The sequence below is a fragment of the Silicimonas lutimaris genome (assembly GCF_047314965.1).
In the GTDB taxonomy this organism is placed as follows: Bacteria; Pseudomonadota; Alphaproteobacteria; order Rhodobacterales; family Rhodobacteraceae; genus JAVJUV01.
This window is the reverse complement of the sequence record NZ_JBLBVK010000038.1, coordinates 127,351-145,089: the sequence shown is the minus strand read 5'-3', so window position 1 is coordinate 145,089 and position 17,739 is coordinate 127,351. Positions and strand designations below refer to the sequence as shown.

The 17,739-nt window shown below is 59.8% G+C and carries 15 protein-coding genes; 12 read left to right on the top strand and 3 right to left on the bottom strand.

Annotated elements, in window-relative coordinates:
- Nucleotides 1-13: 13 nt before the first annotated feature.
- Nucleotides 14-319, bottom strand: coding sequence for a hypothetical protein (locus ACKLNI_RS04935; protein WP_413717926.1), 306 nt, complete (start codon nt 317-319; stop codon nt 14-16).
- A 306-nt stretch (nt 320-625) separates the two neighbouring features.
- Here ACKLNI_RS04935 and ACKLNI_RS04930 point away from each other — a divergent pair, with 306 nt between their 5' ends.
- On the top strand, nt 626-1,228 hold the full coding sequence (locus ACKLNI_RS04930) for an HD domain-containing protein (RefSeq protein ID WP_413717925.1): 603 nt from the start codon (nt 626-628) through the stop codon (nt 1,226-1,228).
- A gap of 2 nt (nt 1,229-1,230) precedes the next feature.
- Here ACKLNI_RS04930 and ACKLNI_RS04925 read toward each other — a convergent pair whose 3' ends face one another.
- The gene (locus ACKLNI_RS04925; protein WP_413717924.1) at nt 1,231-1,785 is read right to left on the bottom strand and encodes an ActR/PrrA/RegA family redox response regulator transcription factor; all 555 of its coding nucleotides are present in this window, start codon (nt 1,783-1,785) and stop codon (nt 1,231-1,233) included.
- A 67-nt stretch (nt 1,786-1,852) separates the two neighbouring features.
- A complete protein-coding gene (locus ACKLNI_RS04920; RefSeq protein WP_413717923.1) occupies nt 1,853-2,458 on the bottom strand; it encodes an SCO family protein in 606 nt (201 codons plus the stop codon).
- 80 nt (nt 2,459-2,538) lie between these two features.
- Between ACKLNI_RS04920 and regB the strand changes: the two genes are divergently transcribed.
- From regB to ACKLNI_RS04865, 11 genes are all read left to right on the top strand, one after another.
- Nucleotides 2,539-3,933 carry a sensor histidine kinase RegB gene (gene regB / locus ACKLNI_RS04915; protein ID WP_413717921.1) on the top strand — a complete coding sequence of 465 codons (1,395 nt, stop codon included), beginning with the start codon at nt 2,539-2,541 and terminating at the stop codon, nt 3,931-3,933.
- Nucleotides 3,934-4,013: 80 nt separating this feature from the next.
- The gene (locus tag ACKLNI_RS04910; RefSeq protein WP_413717919.1) at nt 4,014-5,582 is read left to right on the top strand and encodes a PAS-domain containing protein; all 1,569 of its coding nucleotides are present in this window, start codon (nt 4,014-4,016) and stop codon (nt 5,580-5,582) included.
- Between the two features lie 42 nt (nt 5,583-5,624).
- Nucleotides 5,625-6,110 carry a tRNA (adenosine(37)-N6)-threonylcarbamoyltransferase complex ATPase subunit type 1 TsaE gene (gene tsaE, locus ACKLNI_RS04905; protein ID WP_413717918.1) on the top strand — a complete coding sequence of 162 codons (486 nt, stop codon included), beginning with the start codon at nt 5,625-5,627 and terminating at the stop codon, nt 6,108-6,110.
- A complete protein-coding gene (locus ACKLNI_RS04900) occupies nt 6,107-7,084 on the top strand; it encodes an aminoglycoside phosphotransferase family protein (protein ID WP_413717917.1) in 978 nt (325 codons plus the stop codon). Before tsaE ends, ACKLNI_RS04900 begins: the two co-directional genes overlap by 4 nt.
- Complete coding sequence (locus tag ACKLNI_RS04895) at nt 7,081-7,761, top strand: nucleotidyltransferase family protein (protein ID WP_413717916.1); 681 nt, start codon at nt 7,081-7,083, stop codon at nt 7,759-7,761. Before ACKLNI_RS04900 ends, ACKLNI_RS04895 begins: the two co-directional genes overlap by 4 nt.
- On the top strand, nt 7,754-10,717 hold the full coding sequence (gene addB / locus ACKLNI_RS04890) for a double-strand break repair protein AddB (RefSeq protein WP_413717914.1): 2,964 nt from the start codon (nt 7,754-7,756) through the stop codon (nt 10,715-10,717). Before ACKLNI_RS04895 ends, addB begins: the two co-directional genes overlap by 8 nt.
- Nucleotides 10,714-14,043, top strand: coding sequence for a double-strand break repair helicase AddA (gene addA, locus ACKLNI_RS04885; RefSeq protein WP_413717913.1), 3,330 nt, complete (start codon nt 10,714-10,716; stop codon nt 14,041-14,043). Before addB ends, addA begins: the two co-directional genes overlap by 4 nt.
- A gap of 59 nt (nt 14,044-14,102) precedes the next feature.
- Nucleotides 14,103-14,423: a thioredoxin gene (gene trxA / locus ACKLNI_RS04880; protein WP_413717912.1), complete on the top strand. Its 321-nt coding sequence runs from the start codon at nt 14,103-14,105 to the stop codon at nt 14,421-14,423.
- A gap of 120 nt (nt 14,424-14,543) precedes the next feature.
- Nucleotides 14,544-15,101 (top strand): ATP-dependent protease subunit HslV, encoded by a 558-nt coding sequence (gene hslV, locus ACKLNI_RS04875; RefSeq protein WP_413717911.1) that lies wholly within the window; start codon nt 14,544-14,546, stop codon nt 15,099-15,101.
- Nucleotides 15,098-16,408 carry an ATP-dependent protease ATPase subunit HslU gene (hslU, locus tag ACKLNI_RS04870; protein ID WP_413717910.1) on the top strand — a complete coding sequence of 437 codons (1,311 nt, stop codon included), beginning with the start codon at nt 15,098-15,100 and terminating at the stop codon, nt 16,406-16,408. The genes hslV and hslU overlap by 4 nt, the downstream gene beginning before the upstream one ends.
- A gap of 55 nt (nt 16,409-16,463) precedes the next feature.
- Nucleotides 16,464-17,573 (top strand): alpha/beta hydrolase, encoded by a 1,110-nt coding sequence (locus ACKLNI_RS04865; protein WP_413717909.1) that lies wholly within the window; start codon nt 16,464-16,466, stop codon nt 17,571-17,573.
- The last annotated feature ends 166 nt before the right edge of the window (nt 17,574-17,739 follow it).

Here is a 17,739-nt window from a genome sequence, read left to right as displayed (position 1 = left end):
TCCGGCAACCTAATCAGCTTGGCGTGCCCTTTGCGATCTTTTGCGTGGGCAGCGCTTCCCGCCAGTTTGTGCCGGATGCCATGATGCAGGACGTGCCATCCGCACGGGTCATCAGAATGGTCCAGGTTCCCTTTTCCTCGGAAAACCAGACCTCGAAAATACTGGTGGAGTTCTGAAGTCCGCCGCCGGCGAAAGCCTCACCATATCCGGTTTCAAGCTTTTCGATCAGCGTGGCGCGTGTGGCGCAGGTCGCCTGAGCGTTCAATGCCGAGGGTAGAAGTACTGCCAAGACGGTCAGGCCGGTAAGGATGCGTTGCATCTGCTTCTCCTATAATGCGGCCATGCCGCGTTGCCTCGTCGTCCTCCCGGTTTCTCGTACCTTCCTACTCTTCAAGTGTTATTGCTGGCCTAATTCAGTCAGCTTGAGTCCGTGTTTCCCACAACCATTCCGTCGAGCATGGAATCGGGTGCCTGATATGAATGCTGCACCCGAACTTTGCCGGAATAATGGCCAAGAACGTGACCATTTGATGCCGAAACAGGCACGTTTGCCGCAACTCCTGAGAGAGATCGCCGTTCCCACAAGCCACTTGACCTCCGGTGATCCTCGCATGACATCAGGCGCATGGCAGGACGAAAGACACAGGCACGCGCATGGCAGCGCATGTTATCCGGCAGGCGGCTTGATCTGCTGGATCCGACACCGGTCGACATCGAGATCGAGGATATCGCCCACGGACTGGCTTTCGTGGCCCGATGGAATGGACAAACCAAGGGGGATTTCCCCTATTCCGTTGCAGAGCATTCTCTTCTCGTCGAGGAGATTTTCGGACGGATGATGCCGGATACGCCTGCGAAATGGCGTCTGGCCGCGCTCCTTCATGATGCGCCAGAATACGTGATCGGCGACATGATCTCTCCGGTAAAGGCGGCAGTCGGACCGGGCTATGGCGCGCTTGACGATCGACTGGCGGCCGCTGTTCACATCCGCTTCGGCCTTCCCGCCTCGATCCCGCAGGCCATCAAGAAGAAGATCAAGAAAGCCGACAAGATCTCTGCATGGCTCGAAGCGGTACAACTCGCAGGCTTCACGCTGGACGAGGCCAGCAAGTATTTCGGAGCGCCGGATGAAGACCTTGCGCGCGGACTGAAGCTGAAGCTTCGTCCGCCCGTCGAAGTCCGCGAGGCGTTCGTCGAACGCCACCGCCAACTCCTTGCAGGACTCTAAAGCTACTTCGGAGATCTTTTCGCCAGGATGCGTTGAAGCGTCCTGCGATGCATATTCAGCCGCCGCGCGGTTTCGCTGACATTCCTGTCACAAAGTTCGTAAACGCGCTGGATATGTTCCCAGCGGACACGATCAGCGCTCATCGGGTTTTCTGGTGGGGGTGGCAGTTCGTCACCCGTGGCCAGCAAGGCCGCCGTAACGTCGTTCGCGTCTGCGGGCTTGGACAGATAATCGGTCGCCCCGATCTTGACTGCAGCAACGGCGGTGGCAATCGCGCCATATCCCGTAAGGACCACAATCTTGCTGTCGGAGCGGCGCTCCCTGATCCGCTCGACAACGTCAAGGCCGTTCCCGTCCTCAAGCCGAAGATCGACCACGGCAAAGGCCGGCGGGCGGGCTGTGGCGATGGCGGTCCCTGCCGCTACGGATTCCGCAGTCTCAACGGCAAACCCCCGTTTCTCCATGGCGCGGGCCAAGCGCTTCAGGAACGGCTCGTCATCGTCGACGATGAGAAGTGTGTTATCCGGCCCGATATCTTTCAGGGGCTTGTCTGCCATTATTTCCCGTCTCCCAATCGCTTGCGGAGACATTAGAGCGCAGGCACCACCCGGTCAAACACCACCGTCAGCCCCCGACATGGCATGCTGTCTGCTGGGCAATGTCCTCGGGTGTAGCGTCCCTGCCGAAATATGTCGCAAGGCCCGTTTCCGGCAGCATGAGATAGGTGAACGTGGAGTGATCCATCAGGTAGAACTCACCCTCCCCACTCCCCTTCGCATAATACACCTTGTATGCCTGCGCGGCGCTCTTGACCTGTTCTGCGGATCCGGTCAGAGCCATCATCTTCGGGTGCATGTCCTGCGCGTATTTTGCCATCACCTCTGGCGTATCTCGTTCGGGATCGATCGAAATGAAGACCGGCCGCACGTCGATGCCCTGTTCGTCAAGAAGATCCACGGCGAGGACATTCCTCGCGACGTCGAACGGGCAGACATCCGGGCAGAAGGTGTAGCCGAAGTAGACCAGTGCAGGACGGTCGATCACGTCCGTCTCCCCAACGATGCTGCCATCAGGAGCGACGAGCTCGAACGGCCCCCCAATCGCGGCTGACCCGCCCGCGACGGAATTTCCGCCACAGTCGTCCGGCCTCTGCAGGGTGGTATAAAGAGCCGTTCCACCGATGATCGCGGCAAGAACCAGCGCCGAGAGCCCGGCATAAAGTTTCGACATGACCCGTCTCCGATGAACGCCGCATTGATCCCCGACGCGACCGCCGACTACAAGTAGTCAGTCTGTCTCATCCCGAAAAGGTGTGCGCCATCGCGACGCAAGACACATACGACCCGCGTGAACACCGATCGAACTGGGTGCGTCTTCGGACGCTGATCGTTCTGCGTTGGATCGCAATCTTCGGCCAGTTGGCGGCCATCACGGTCGCCCAGCGCCTGTTCGACCTCGATCTGGAGCTGGGTCTGTGTTTCCTGGCCATCGGTGCGTCGATCGTCGCCAACCTGATCGCGGTATTCGTCTATCCCGAGAACAAGCGCCTTACCGAAGCCGAGGTTGCCGGGATGCTGATCTTCGACGTCACGCAGCTTGCCTTCCTTGTCGGCCTGACAGGTGGCCTGAACAATCCCTTCGCGCTGCTAATCCTTGCTCCGGTCGCAATCTCGGCCATGGCGTTGAAGACAGGAACCACCGCACTGATCGCGACGCTGAGCATTCTCCTGGTAAGTATCGTTGCGATCTGGAACCTGCCCTTGCGCACCGATCAGGGTTTTGTCATGCGCATGCCCCTTGTCTTCGTCTATGGATTCTGGGTCGCGATTACCATTGGCGTGATTTTTCTCTCCGTCTACGCCAGCCGGGTAACGGCAGAGGTGCACGCGATGTCCGAAGCGCTGACCGCAACGCAGATGGCGCTGGCGCGGGAACAAAAGCTGACTGACCTTGGCGGCGTCGTCGCTGCGGCGGCTCATGAGCTTGGCACCCCTCTGGCAACGATCAAACTGGCAAGTGCCGAACTCATCGAAGAGCTGGACGACAGGCCCGATCTTCAGGAGGACGCAACGCTTATCCGGGATCAGGCAGATCGGTGCCGGGACATCCTGCGTTCTATGGGACAGGCGGGTAAGGATGATCTGCACATGCGTCGCGCACCCCTCGCCGCCGTGGTCCGCGAAGCGGCCGAGCCGCATTCCGACCGTGGCAAGGAACTGCATTATGACATTGGCCCGGTTCGGGACGCCGATCCCCGCCAGCCTGTCATCGAACGTCGCCCCGAAATCATTCATGGCCTGCGCAACCTCGTGCAGAACGCGGTAGATTTCGCCTCGGCAAACATCTGGGTCGATGTGTTCTGGGACGACGATACGCTTGGCGTGCGCATCGTGGACGACGGACCAGGTTTTTCCCCGCAGGTCATCAACCGCCTCGGCGACCCGTTTGTCAGTCGAAGGCGCCGCGTATCCGCGTCGAGACACCGGCCGGGTTACGAAGGTATGGGCCTTGGTCTCTTTATCGCGAAAACTCTTCTGGAGCGCTCGGGAGCTGAAATGAGCTTTGCCAATGGCAGCGACTTCGGCACAACACCTGGCGAACGCAGTGGCGCCGTTGTCGAAGCGCGCTGGAAAAAGTCCCGGATCGCGGCTTCCGAAGAGGTAGAACGCATGGCGCTTGGAGAGAACCAGCCGATCCGCGGCTGACGCCTTCTTCCTTGTCCGGGTTAACGCATCGTTAACCACATCCGCCGAGGATATCGCCGGTATGTTCTGGGGGAAGTATCGTGGTTCAATCCGGGATTCTATCTGTCGTGCCCTATGGCACCGGCGTTCTTCTTTCGCTTGTCGCGACACTGGGCGTTCTGCGTTTTGCGCGCGGAAGGCAAAGCTCTTCACAAACCGAACGGAAGGAATTCGGTGAGGACGGTGAAATCTTCCACCTGCGTGGTGGAAGATTGATTCAGGCAAATTTCGAGGGGCGAAGGCAGCTGGACTGCATCATCGACGGCACGAGTGACGAAATGCGATTGCGGCAGCTTCTGTCTTCACGCTTCGACGGGCTTGATGATCTGCTCGCGAAACCCGACAAGAAGCCTGATCTGTCGGCAAGTTCCCGCGATGGAAATCTCCAGATAATTCGCGAAGTCGCCGGCGACGAGGTTCGGTTGCAGGTGACCTCCCGGCAGACCGTATCCCCCGGGCGCCGGGATATGCATTGTCTTGATGCGGAACGGGACGAACTTAACATGCTGCGATCAATTACTAAGGTCGCTCCGTTTCATGTCTGGCGACAGAATTCCGCTGGCGAGGTGATATGGGCCAACCAAAACTATCTGGAAGCCGTTACACAGGTTTTCGGCACACGGCGAACCAGCATGTGGCCGATCCCCCATCTTTTCAAAGATCTTGGGGCCGCGGGGACATCGGGAAAAGATCATCTCAGACGCGTTCAATTGCATGCGGCGTCGGGCGAAGTCGCGAATTGGTATGACTGCCATCTGACCAGGTTGGGCAACGAAACGCTATGCACCGCATTTCGTGCCGACGAAGCGGTAAAAAGCGAGTCGCGGCGACGTGAGTTCACTCAGACCCTGACCAAGACATTCTCGGATCTGACGATCGGTCTCGCCATTTTCGACCGTTCGCGAAGGCTGGCGCTTTTCAATCCGGCTTTGACCGACCTCACCTCTCTTCCAGTCGATTTTCTAACCAGTCGGCCATCGCTTGTCAGTTTTCTCGATCAGCTTCGCGAAAATCGGGTGATGCCAGAACCACGCGATTACCGAAGCTGGCGAAAATCGATTTCGGATCTCGAGAACGCCGCAATGAACGGCACATACGCCGAGACCTGGTCACTGCCCGATGGGCAGACCTACCGTGTAACCGGACGCCCTCACCCGGACGGAGCGATGGCTCTGCTATTCGAGGACATCAGCGCCGAAATGTCTCTAACAAGGCGTTTTCGGGCTCAGCTGGAACAATCACAGGCAATCATCGACTCGCTCGACGACGCAGTTGCGCTTTTCTCCACAACCGGAGAGATGACGTTCTCCAACACCGCCTACAAGGAACTCTGGGACGATCCGTCGGAGGAGTCCGTTCTAGGCTCCACCGTCGTGGACGCGACCCGAAAGTGGCATCAGATGACAGTTCCGACCCCGGTCTGGGGTGATTTCCGGGACTTCGCTTTTCACAATCGGGAACGAAATGAGTGGACCGCAACGGTCGCCATGCGGGATGGTCGCCAGTTGTCCTGCCGCTTCGCGCCGCAAAAGGGTGGATCCAGCCTTGTGATCTTCTCAACCCTGTCGGGCAAAGGCGTTTCCTCCAAACAGTTGCGCGAAGCCGTCTGATAGCCGCTTGCGACCGAAACCGGGGACCGCCAAAGTGGCGGCATGACGACCGCCTTTGCATTCGAGTTCCATCTCTCTTCCGAGCAACAGACAACCCGGTTCGGGCAGCGCCTCGCGTCGCTGCTCCATCCGGGCGATACGCTATTGCTGCAGGGACCGATCGGTGCGGGAAAGACGCATCTCGCCCGAGCGATAATCCAGGAAAGACTGTCAAAGGCGGGGCTGCTCGAAGACGTGCCGTCTCCGACTTACACACTCGTCCAAACCTATTTTGACGGCGATTGCGAGATCTGGCACGCGGACCTGTACCGCCTGACCGATCCCGAAGAGGTCGTCGAGATTGGACTCGATGCTGCTTTCGATGACGCGATCGTGCTCATCGAGTGGCCAGACCGGCTGGGCAGCGGTGTACCAAGAGACGCGTTGACGATCGATTTGGGGGTCGAAAACGATAGTCGGCGCGTGCGGCTATCCTCGTCATCCGAAAAATGGGCGCGCCTCGAGCCGATGCTGAAGGAATTGGAATGACGGATCGCTCCGCTCGCATCGACTCCTTCCTGGGCAGCGCCGGCTGGGCGGATGCGACGCGTGCGGCAATGGCGGGCGACCTTTCAGCGCGCCGCTATCTGCGACTTGCCCGCAATGGCGGTACGGCGATTCTGATGGACGCACCGCCTGACAAGGACGCGTCCACTCCTGCTTTTGTCGCCATGACAGAGTGGCTTCGCGGCTTCGGCCTGTCCGCACCAAGAATTCTCGCCGCCAAGCCGGAACTGGGCCTGCTCTTGCTGGAGGACCTCGGAGATCTCAAGGTCAGCGATCTGGTGAATGCCGGGCCATCCGAGCGATTGGAAATCTACGACACGATCCTCGATCTCTTGCTCCTGATCAGGGCACAGTCAGTTCCTGCCTTGCCCTGCCCCAAGCCCGCTGCCCTGGTCGCTATGACAAGGCTTGCCGATGATCACTATCCCGGCCTGAACACAGCCGGGATTTTGCCGTTTCGGGCCGTGTTAGAGACGATTTTCCGCGATCTCGCCGCGACTGCTCCGACGGTCTCGCTTCGCGATTTCCACGCCGACAACCTGATGTGGCTGCCTGAGCGCGAAGGTGTCGCGCGACTTGGCCTGCTAGACTATCAGGACGCCTTTCTTACTCATCCGGTCTATGACCTCGTTTCTCTCCTGACCGACGCTCGTACGGATATCGATCCTGCGTTTCGAAGCCGGATGATCGGCCTGTACGCCGACAGGTCCGGGGATGATCCGCACAAGCTTGAAGTCGCCTTTGCCGCGTTTTCCGCCCAGCGTAATCTGAGGATTCTCGGAATTTTCGTTCGGGCCGCGAAAGAATTCGGAAAAACCGGCCACCTTGCGAAACTGCCTCGCGTTTACGGCTATTTCACAGAAGCCCTACGCAACCCGATATTTGAAGACGTGGCCGAGGAAACGCTCGCGGCCATAGCCCCGCCCGAAGTGGTGCTGGCGGAGGTATTGCGATGAACGATGCGCCAACCTCCGCGATGATCTTCGCTGCTGGCCTCGGCACCCGAATGGGCGAGTTGACCCGCGAGACGCCGAAGCCGATGTTGCCGCTTGCGGGACGGCCGATGATCGACCATGCCATCGACCTTGTTCGCGCAGCGGGAATCGACCGCATAGTGGCGAACACGCATTATCTTCATGAACGCATAGAACCGCATCTCCGGTCGCTGAACGTCAATGTCGTTCGAGAACAACCCGAGATCCTGGAAACCGGCGGCGGGCTGAAGGCGGCCCTGTCCCTTCTCGGTTCCGACCCCGTGGTGACGCTCAATCCCGATGCGGCATGGACTGGGCCCAACCCGATTGAAACGCTCCTGCGGGCGTGGCGGCCCGAGATGCAGGCGTTGCTTCTCCTGATACCACTTTCTACAGCCGAAACGCCGCGAGACGCTGGTGATTTCAGTCTCGAGCAAGGGGAAATTCGCCGAAAGGGCGACTTTATCTATACAGGCGCGCAGATCCTGCGCACTGATCGGCTAGACCGGATTCAGGACCACGTATTCTCGCTGAACCGCTACTGGGACTTGCTTTCAGAAGGCGGCCCGATCCACGGCGTTGTTCACACGGGTGGCTGGTGCGACATTGGTCACCCCGACGGCCTTGCCAAAGCGGAAAGGATGCTTGCCGATGTTTGAGCCCACCGGCAAGGCTCGTGTCTTTGGACTGCCGCCAGGCGCGGATTTCGCTTCAGAACTGGCCAATGGCCTTCTTGCTCGCATGGAAGGTCAGCCGCCAGAAAGCTTGGCGCGTGTAACTGTATTGGTGAACACCCGACGCATGCAGCGAAGGCTCAAGGCCCTTTTGTCCCAAGGTCAGGCGCGCCTCCTTCCCCGGATCGGTCTTGTGACCGACCTCGATGCTCTCCGGCCGGGAGCAGACATTCCCCCGCCGGTGACACCGCTGCGCAGGAGACTGGAACTTGCGCAACTGGTCGACCGGCTGATCGAGACAGAACCCGGAATAGCTCCCGCCTCGGCAAGCGTCGATCTTGCCGACAGCCTCGCCAGCCTGATGGACGAAATGCAGGGCGAAGGCGTATCTCTCGAAACGCTTTTGTCGCTGGATATTGCCGATCAGTCCGGACACTGGGCGCGCAGCCTGAAATTTCTCTCTATCGTGCGTGCATACACTGACGAAATGTCCGGCAAATGGCTGGATCCCGAGGCTCGAGGAAGACAGGCGGCGCTTGGCCTCATCGCTGCGTGGAACGCTCTGCCGCCTGCCGATCCCATCATCGTCGCCGGTTCCACCGGATCACGGGCGACGACGTCGATGATCATGCAGGCCGTGGCGCACTTGCCGCAGGGCGCCGTTGTGCTGCCCGGGTTCGATTTCCATCTTCCGGACAGCGTTTTTGAAAGGCTGAATGGCCCGGGACTTTCGCCCCTTGGCTCGCAGGATCATCCTCAATTTCGCTTCGCCAAGTTTCTTGACATGCTTGAGTTGGAGAAGAACGAAGTCGGTCGCTGGACCGCGTCGGATCCGCAGGTAGAGCGCAACGCGTGGATTTCATTGTCTCTGCGCCCTGCCCCGGTGACGGACAGGTGGCTGGCCGAGGGGCCGGCTCTGGGAGATCTGAGAGCCAGGACCAAAAACCTCGCGCTTCTCGAAGCTCCCCAACCGCGCGATGAGGCCTTGGCCATTGCGGTGGCTCTGCGACAGGCGGTTGAACAGGGAAAGACGGCGGCTCTGATCACGCCCGATCGTACTTTAGGCCGACGCGTTGCCGCCGCACTTCAGCAATGGAACATCGTCCCCGATGACAGCGCCGGGCGACCGCTCTCGCTCACCGCGCCGGGTCGGTTTCTACGGCAAGTCGCCGGAATGATCGGATGCCCGCCCGATCCTGTCGATCTTCTGGCACTGCTAAAGCATCCGATCGCCATGTCGGCGGATGCTGATCGCGGTCCGCATCTCCGATGCGCCCGTGAACTGGAGCTTTATCTTCGGCGCGAAAGCATTGTTGTTGTCTCGCGTTCGGTCATCGAAGCGTTCCGGGACAAGCGGCCCGCGAAGGAACATGCCTGGTGCAACTGGCTTGCGGACTGGCTGGATGGGCTCGGCCAACCCCCTGCCCCGGACCTTGATTCATGCCTAACGAGACATATCGACGTTTCGGAAGCGCTCGCGTCCGGAGAACATGGCGGCTCCGGGCAGTTGTGGGAACAAACGGCGGGCCGCGATGCTCTTGGGCTGATCGCGAAATTCCGGGCCGAATCCAGTCATCCGGGCCACCTGCCGTTTTCCGAGTACCGGCGCCTGCTCGACCGCATGCTCGCAGCGGCCAGTACGCGCAACTATGATACTGCGCGTCCCGACGTGATGATCTGGGGCACTCTTGAGGCCAGGGTACAAGGTGCCGATCTGGTCGTTCTTGGCGGTCTGAACGAAGGAATCTGGCCCGAACATCCCTCGCCCGACCCCTGGCTCAACCGCACCCTTCGGCGGCGAGCAGGACTCTTGCTGCCAGAACGGCAGGTCGGCCTTTCGGCACATGATTTCCAGCAGGCCATTGCCGCCAAGGAGGTCATCCTTGCCCGCGCAAGGCGTGACGCGGAAAGCGAGACGGTTCCGTCTCGTTGGCTGACTCGCCTTACGAACCTGCTTGAAGGTCTGAAGGAACAGAATGGCCCCGAAGCGCTGAAAGCCATGCGGGACGCGGGGCAAAACTATGTCGACCTCGCCGGTCTTCTGGGAAGGCCTGATCGGAAAGTTCCCGCCGAACCACGCCCAGCGCCCTCGCCGCCTCGCGACGTTCGGCCCCGTGACCTGACCGTCACCGAAATACAGAAGCTCATCCGCGATCCGTATTCGATCTATGCGCGCTATGTTCTGAAACTTCACCGACTGAACCCGCTTCGCGGCATTGCCGACGCGCGGATTCGGGGTCAGGTATTCCACGATATTATCGAAGAGGCGTTCAGCATGGACGCAGATTTCTCGGATCCAGCCGCCTCGGCGCAAAGGCTGCGGGATATCGGGCGCAAGCACCTGGCGAAACTTCCCTGGCCGGGTGTCGCGGCACATTGGTACGGCCGTCTCGACTCGATTGCCGACCAGCTCGTGCTTGACGAGCAAAACCGCCGGGCCGTGGGCAAGCCTGTCGCACTGGAGCGAAAAGGAAGGTTCGATGTGCCGGGCACAAGGTACGCGATCCGCGGGAAGGCGGACCGGATCGACCGCTTGGATGACGGATCACTGGTCATCTACGACTACAAGACGGGTCGGCCCCCAACAGCCGAGGAACTTCGCTATTTCGACCGCCAGCTCCCGATTGAAGCCGTCATGGCAGAGCTTGGCGGTTTCGATGACATCCCGGCAGCAACCGTCAGCCATGTCACGCATATCGGTCTCGGTCGAACGCCGAAATTACAGGAGACTCCGCTGACCGCCGAGGGGGATCTCGATCTTAGAACAGTCACTATTCAAGGCGAATTGGCGCATCTTCTGAGCAGCTTCGACTCCGACACCAAGGGCTATCCGTCACGCCGCGCCATGGAAAAGGTGCGTTATGACGGCGACTACGACCACCTTGCCCGCTTTGGCGAATGGGATGAAACGACGCCCGTCACGACAATAGGCCTGTCATGATCGACGACGCGACACAGGCCCAGATCGACGCCGCGGATCCAAGGTTCTCGACGTGGCTGTCCGCCAATGCCGGGTCCGGCAAGACACGCGTTCTGACGGACCGCGTCGCGCGCCTGCTTCTGGCCGGGACAGAGCCCCAGAACATCCTTTGTCTGACCTATACGAAGGCGGCAGCAAGCGAGATGCAGAACCGGCTGTTCAAACGCCTCGGCGAATGGGCCATGCTGGACGATGACGCTCTGAGGCAACAACTGCGCGATCTTGGCGAAGCGCCGCCGGAAAACCTGACGCTTCCGCGCACCCTCTTTGCTCGCGCCATCGAGGCGCCCGGCGGCCTGAAAATACTGACGATCCACTCCTTCTGCTCGACCATCCTGCGCCAGTTTCCTCTCGAGGCGGGTGTATCTCCCCAGTTCCGTGAACTGGATGAGTCCGGCCAGACAGCGCTGATCGACGAGGTGCTGGACCAGCTTGCCCTAGACGACGATCCGTCACTCGGCGCCATCAGCCGAATCTCGTCCGACCAGACCCTGACGGACCTCGCCAGATCAATCGCCAAGAACCGGGCGCATTTTCGACCGCCGCTGTCTCATGACGCCATCTTCCGGCGTTTCGAGATCGATCCTTCGACGGGGATCGAAGATATTCTGGCGGGCGCGTTCGACATTACCGATCTGAAATTCCTGAAAGACGTCGCGCGTGTCCTCGCGACATCCGAGAAAAGCACCGATCAGGGGCTTGCCCAAAAGCTTGCTGGCCTCCCGGATGAACCGTCGGAAACGACACTCGGCATACTCGAAGGCTGCTTTCTCTTCAGTCACAGCGCGAAATCGCCCTTTGGCGCCAAGATCGGAACACTTCCAACGAAGGCGTTTCGCGACGGACCGTTCCAGCCCTATCATGATCGCTTCAACGACATCATGGCGCAGATCGAGTCGGCCTGCCGCCAGCGGCGTGCGCTGAACGCGGCGAAAAAAGCCTCGGCACTTCACGATTTCGCATCGGCTTTCCTGCCGTCCTACGACCGGGCGAAAGAAACCGCCGGCGTGCTGGATTTCGATGACCTGATTCAGAAAGTAGGCGATCTGTTGTCGGATCGCTCTCTCGAATGGGTGCTATACCGTCTCGACGGCGGAATCGAACATATCCTTGTCGATGAGGCACAGGATACATCACCGCAACAATGGGACGTGATCGACTCGCTGGCCCGCGAAATCACCGCAGGCGAGGGGGCGCAGGTGAACCGCACGATCTTTGTCGTCGGAGACAAGAAGCAATCGATTTACAGCTTCCAGGGCGCGGACGCCCGTGTTTTCGACCAGATGCAAAGCACCTTTACGGCGCGGCTGGCGAACGGTCCCACGCTGATGTCGCGCGAGTTACATTTTTCCTTCCGTTCCTCCGAGGCGATCCTGTCATCGGTCGATAGCGTCTTCGATGCAGAGGCGGGCAGGGAGCTTGACCGGAACATGCTGCACAGGGCGTTCCATACCGAGCTTCCTGGACGCGTCGATCTTTGGCCTCTCGCGCCAAAGCCAGAAATGGCATTGAAGCCCGAGTGGTACGAACCCGTCGATCAAACCGCGGCGGACGACCCAAAGGTGGTTCTTGCCGACATGATCGCCAAAACGATCAAGGAAATGATTGGAACAGAGACTATTCCGGGAGAAAAAGGCATACCTCGACGCGTTCGGGCGGGAGACTTCCTCATTCTCGTCCAGGGGCGCGGCGCTCTGTTCGACAATATCATCAGGGCCTGCAAGGCGCTGCAATTACCGATGGCAGGCGCCGATCGCCTCAAGATCGGCGGTGAACTGGCCGTTCGGGACCTGCTTGCGCTGCTGTCCTTCCTTGCCCTTCAAGAGGATGATCTCTCGCTTGCCGCCGCGCTGCGCTCTCCACTGTTCGGCTGGAGTGAGAAACAGCTCTACGGCCTCGCTCACGGTCGCAAGCAGTCTTATCTCTGGGCCGAGTTGCGTGATCGCAAAGACGAGTTTCCCGAGACGTTCGATCAAATGAACGCTCTCCTGCGGCAAGTGGATTTTCTTCGACCCTACGAACTCCTCGAATTGATACTCACCCAATACGGCGGGCGAGAAAAACTCCTGGCTCGCCTGGGGTCCGAAGCCGAAGACGGGATCGACGAACTGCTCAACCAGGCCCTGGCATTCGAGCGTGACTCGGTGCCTAGCCTCACCGGATTTCTGACACGCGCTCAATCTGACGATATCGAGATCAAGCGTCAGTCGGACGCCTCGGGCGATCTGATCCGGGTGATGACCGTGCACGGGGCCAAAGGGCTTGAATCTCCGATCGTGATTCTTCCGGACACGACGAGATCCGAAAAAGGGCAAAGCGACCCGGTGCTTCTGGACGCCGACAACACGCCACTTTGGCGAATATCGGCCGAAGCCCGTCCCGACACCATGCGGGATGCTGCAGAAATCGACAGCGAACTGGCGCGGCAGGAACGCCAGCGTCTTCTCTATGTTGCGATGACGCGCGCCGAAACCTGGCTGATCGTTTGCGGGGCCGAGAACGAGAGAACGGCGAACAAAGGGTGGTATGTCGATGTCCGGGAGGGGATGGAGAAGCTTGCGCCTGCGCCCCTTGACACGCCGACGGGTGCGGGGCTGCGCGTCAGCCGGGGCATCTGGCCAACTTCCCCTCCGGAAGATGAGCGCGAACAAGTCACTGATATTGGGAAATTGCCCGATTTTTTGCGCAAACCCGCACCGGATAGCGACCCGAAGGAAAAGATACTGTCACCCTCCGACATGGGTGGCGACAAGGCCCTTGGCGGCGGCGCCCGTGAGGAAGAGGCCGCGCTGAAGCACGGCCGCCAGATTCACAGGCTTCTCGAATTCCTGCCGTCTTCCGAACATTCGACCGAAGCCGCTTATCGCATTCTTGCAAGCGGCGAAGATCCAATTGACGAGGCGGATGTCCCGCCGCTGCTTGAAGAGGCCATCGGCGTCATCAATGCACACCCTCGGCTTTTCAGCGGAGAAGCACTCGCCGAAGTCGATGTTGGCGCTCTGCTTCCAACGATCCAGGCCCGTATCTCGGGAACCATAGATCGCCTCGTGATCGAACCGGAACGCGTGACCGTGATCGACTTCAAGACGAACCCGGTCGTGCCCGCTTCCGAAGATGACGTTCCCGAGGGCCTTCTGCGCCAGATGGGCGCTTATCTGGAAGCTGTCGAACAGATCTTTCCCGGACGAGAGATCGAATTGAATATCCTCTGGACAAAGACAGCCGGGATTTCCGGACTCTCACACGGTATCGTGAGGCAGGCTTTGGCGCGGCATACCACATCTTGACGTTCCGCCAAGGGCTTCATACTTTCGCACCCCATCACGTTGCCCCAAGGAGACCGATCATGGCGACCGTAGCCGTAACCGACGACACCTTCGACGCCGAAGTCCGCAATTCGGACGTGCCGGTGGTTGTGGATTTCTGGGCCGAATGGTGCGGCCCCTGCAAGATGATCGGCCCCGCTCTGGAAGAGCTTTCCGACGAGTACGCCGGCAAGGTCAAGATCGCCAAGGTCAACGTCGACGAAAACCCGAATTCTCCGGCTCAGCTGGGCGTCCGTGGCATTCCTGCGCTATTCCTCTTCAAGGATGGACAGGTCGTCTCGAACAAGACGGGCGCCGCCCCGAAAGCGGCCCTGAAAGGCTGGATCGACGAATCGATCTGATCCGCCTCGGAGCCATCTGATGAAAGGCCGCCCAAGGGTGGCCTTTTTCATGGACGGTGACGCCTCGGGTTGCAGTCCGCGCAAGCGGTAAGCATATAGCCCCGAACAACGGAGGCATTCATGGCTGAAAAAGATTTCCCCGGCTGGCACGGCACGACGATCATCGGAGTCCGGAAGGGCGGAAAAGTGGTTGTCGCCGGCGACGGACAGGTCAGCCTGGGTCAGACCGTGATCAAGGGCACAGCCCGAAAGGTCCGGCGCCTCAGCCCGGGTGGGTATGACGTGGTCGCGGGTTTTGCCGGCTCAACCGCCGACGCCTTTACGCTTCTCGAGCGTCTCGAAGCCAAGCTCGAGGCGACGCCGGGTCAGTTGCAGCGCGCCGCGGTCGAGCTTGCAAAGGACTGGCGCACTGACAAATACCTCCAAAAGCTGGAAGCCATGCTGATCGTCACCGATGGCGCGGATCTTTATGTCGTGACCGGGGCAGGGGATGTGCTTGAGCCGGAACACAATATCGCGGCCATCGGATCAGGCGGAAACTTTGCGCTTGCGGCGGCACGAGGCCTGATCGACAGCGACCTCGATGCCGAGCAGGTTGCGCGTCGCGCCATGGCAATCGCTGCAGACATCTGTGTCTACACCAACGGCAACCTCACCGTGGAGACGATCTCGAAATGACCGATCTCACCCCTCGCGAAATCGTCTCGGAACTGGACAGGTTCATCATCGGACAGAAAGACGCCAAGCGCGCTGTTGCCGTGGCTCTTCGCAACCGCTGGAGGCGGAAGCAGTTGGCCGACGACCTGCGCGACGAGGTGTATCCGAAGAACATCCTTATGATCGGCCCGACGGGCGTGGGAAAGACCGAGATTTCCCGCAGGCTGGCAAAGCTTGCGAAGGCGCCCTTCCTCAAGGTCGAAGCGACCAAGTTCACCGAAGTCGGGTATGTCGGTCGCGACGTTGAGCAGATCATCCGCGATCTCGTGGAAGCCGCCATTACCATGACTCGCGAGTTGATGCGCGAAGATGTAAAGGCCAACGCGCACAAGGCCGCCGAGGACCGCGTCCTGGCCGCGATCGCCGGAGAAAACGCCCGTGAACAGACACTGGACATGTTCCGCCGGAAACTGAAGGCGGGCGAACTGGATGATACGATGATCGAGCTTGAGCTGCGCGATCAAACAAATCCGTTCCAGGGCTTCGAGATGCCCGGAATGCAACCGGGGCAGGGCGGCATGGGTCTCGATCTTGGTTCGCTCTTCGGCAAGGGTTTTCCTGGACGCACGGTCAGGAAGCGGATGACAGTCGCGCAAAGCTACGACATCCTGATCCAGGAAGAGGCCGATAAGCTTCTGGACGACGAAACAGTCACTAAACAGGCGCTTCACGCGGTTGAGCAGAACGGAATCGTCTTCCTCGATGAAATCGACAAGGTCACAGCGCGCTCGGAAACCCGAGGGGCCGACGTATCCCGCGAAGGTGTACAGCGCGATCTGCTGCCGCTGATCGAGGGAACGACCGTTTCCACCAAATATGGCCCAGTTAAAACCGATCACGTGCTCTTCATCGCGTCCGGCGCGTTTCACATTGCAAAGCCCTCCGATCTTCTTCCCGAGCTTCAGGGAAGGCTGCCCATCCGGGTAAACCTGCGCGCCCTGACCGAAGAAGATTTTGTGCGCATTCTGACTGAAACCGACAACGCCCTGACCCGGCAGTACACCGCGCTGATGGGAACGGAAGAGGTGACCGTCGATTTCACGTCTGACGGAATCGCGGCCTTGGCTCGCATTGCCGCCGACGTGAACCTGTCGGTCGAGAACATTGGCGCCCGGCGTCTTTACACCGTGATGGAGCGGGTCTTCGAAGAGTTGAGCTTCACCGCACCGGACCGGGCAGGCGAAAGTGTGACGGTCGACGCCGCCTTCGTCGAGACGAACCTGGGTGAACTTCTCAAAAGTTCAGACATGAGCCGCTACGTGCTTTAGGATCCAACGCCGCACCACTTTCATCACGGAAATCCCGGGTGCATACTTCCGAAGCATGCTTCGCGCCCGACAAATCATCCTGACCTTCATTTACCTGCTGGTAACGGCCGGGCTTGCGGCCTGCACGCCACGCGGACCGTTGGCGCTCGTTCCCGACGGAGCGCCGCCCGGCGACACGGTGACGGTGTTTCAGGCGTCGAATCGGGCTTACGGCCCGTTGGACGAACCAAGGCTCGGTCGTTCTCCCGAAAACAGCTATGGCCGCTACGATATCCGCATTCCCGAAATGCGGCAGCCGGGGAGCGTTCCGATCACGGCCCGGTCAGTCCGTGCCGACCAGCAATTCCTCGTTGCCGACAAATTATCTCTTGGCGACGAGTCTGCCCTGATCCGGAGCTTGCAACGGGAGCTTTCGCGGCTGCCCGTTGGCGAGCGGGAAATCAGCGTTTTCGCGCCCGGTTTCAACATGTCAGCCGCACAAAGCTTGGCGCGCACGGCACAGCTTAAATTCGACCTCGATATCTCGGGGGTCGCCGCGCTGTTTTCATGGCCCAGCGCCGCAAGTGTGCTGGGTTATGCATATGACCGCGACAGCGCACTTTACAGTCGCGATTCTTACGAGCGTTTCTTGCGCGCCCTGGCAAGAAGCCGCCCCGAACGCCTGATCCTCGTCGCGCACTCGATGGGCTCACTTCTGACCATGGAAACGCTCCGCCAGATTGCGATCAATGATCCCTCGTGGATCAGGAGCCATGTTGGCGGGGTTGTTTTGATTTCTCCCGATATCGATCTGGATGTCTTTCGTTCCCAGGTGGCACGCATCGGCAAACTGCCGCAGCCATTCGTAATTTTCGTTTCCGAAAAGGATCGCGCACTAGCCCTGTCGTCCAGAATCTCCGGTGACACGCTTCGGCTCGGTGCGGTGACGGATCCTGCGCTGGTTGGCGACATGGAAGTCACCTTGATCGACATTTCACTTTTCAACAGCGGGATCGGACATTTCGACGTCGGCCGATCCCCCGCGCTTCTTACCATCATTAGCCAGATGGCAGCGGTAGAGGAGTCATTCGAAGACGATCCAGCCTCCCGGGTCGATCCACTGACCGGGACTATCCTCAGCGTACGAAACGCAAGCGAGATCATCCTTTTGCCGGTCAGCCAGTAGAACGACCCTGAGATTCACCTGGAGCATTGCGCCACTCGTGATGAGCGCGCGGCCCGTATGGCCGTTTGCGATACACTTTGCAGACGCTTTGCATACGTTGTGCCGATACAGCGAAGTCGCGCCATTGCCTGCAAGAACGGTCGGGCCTTTCCTTTCCCCGAAAACA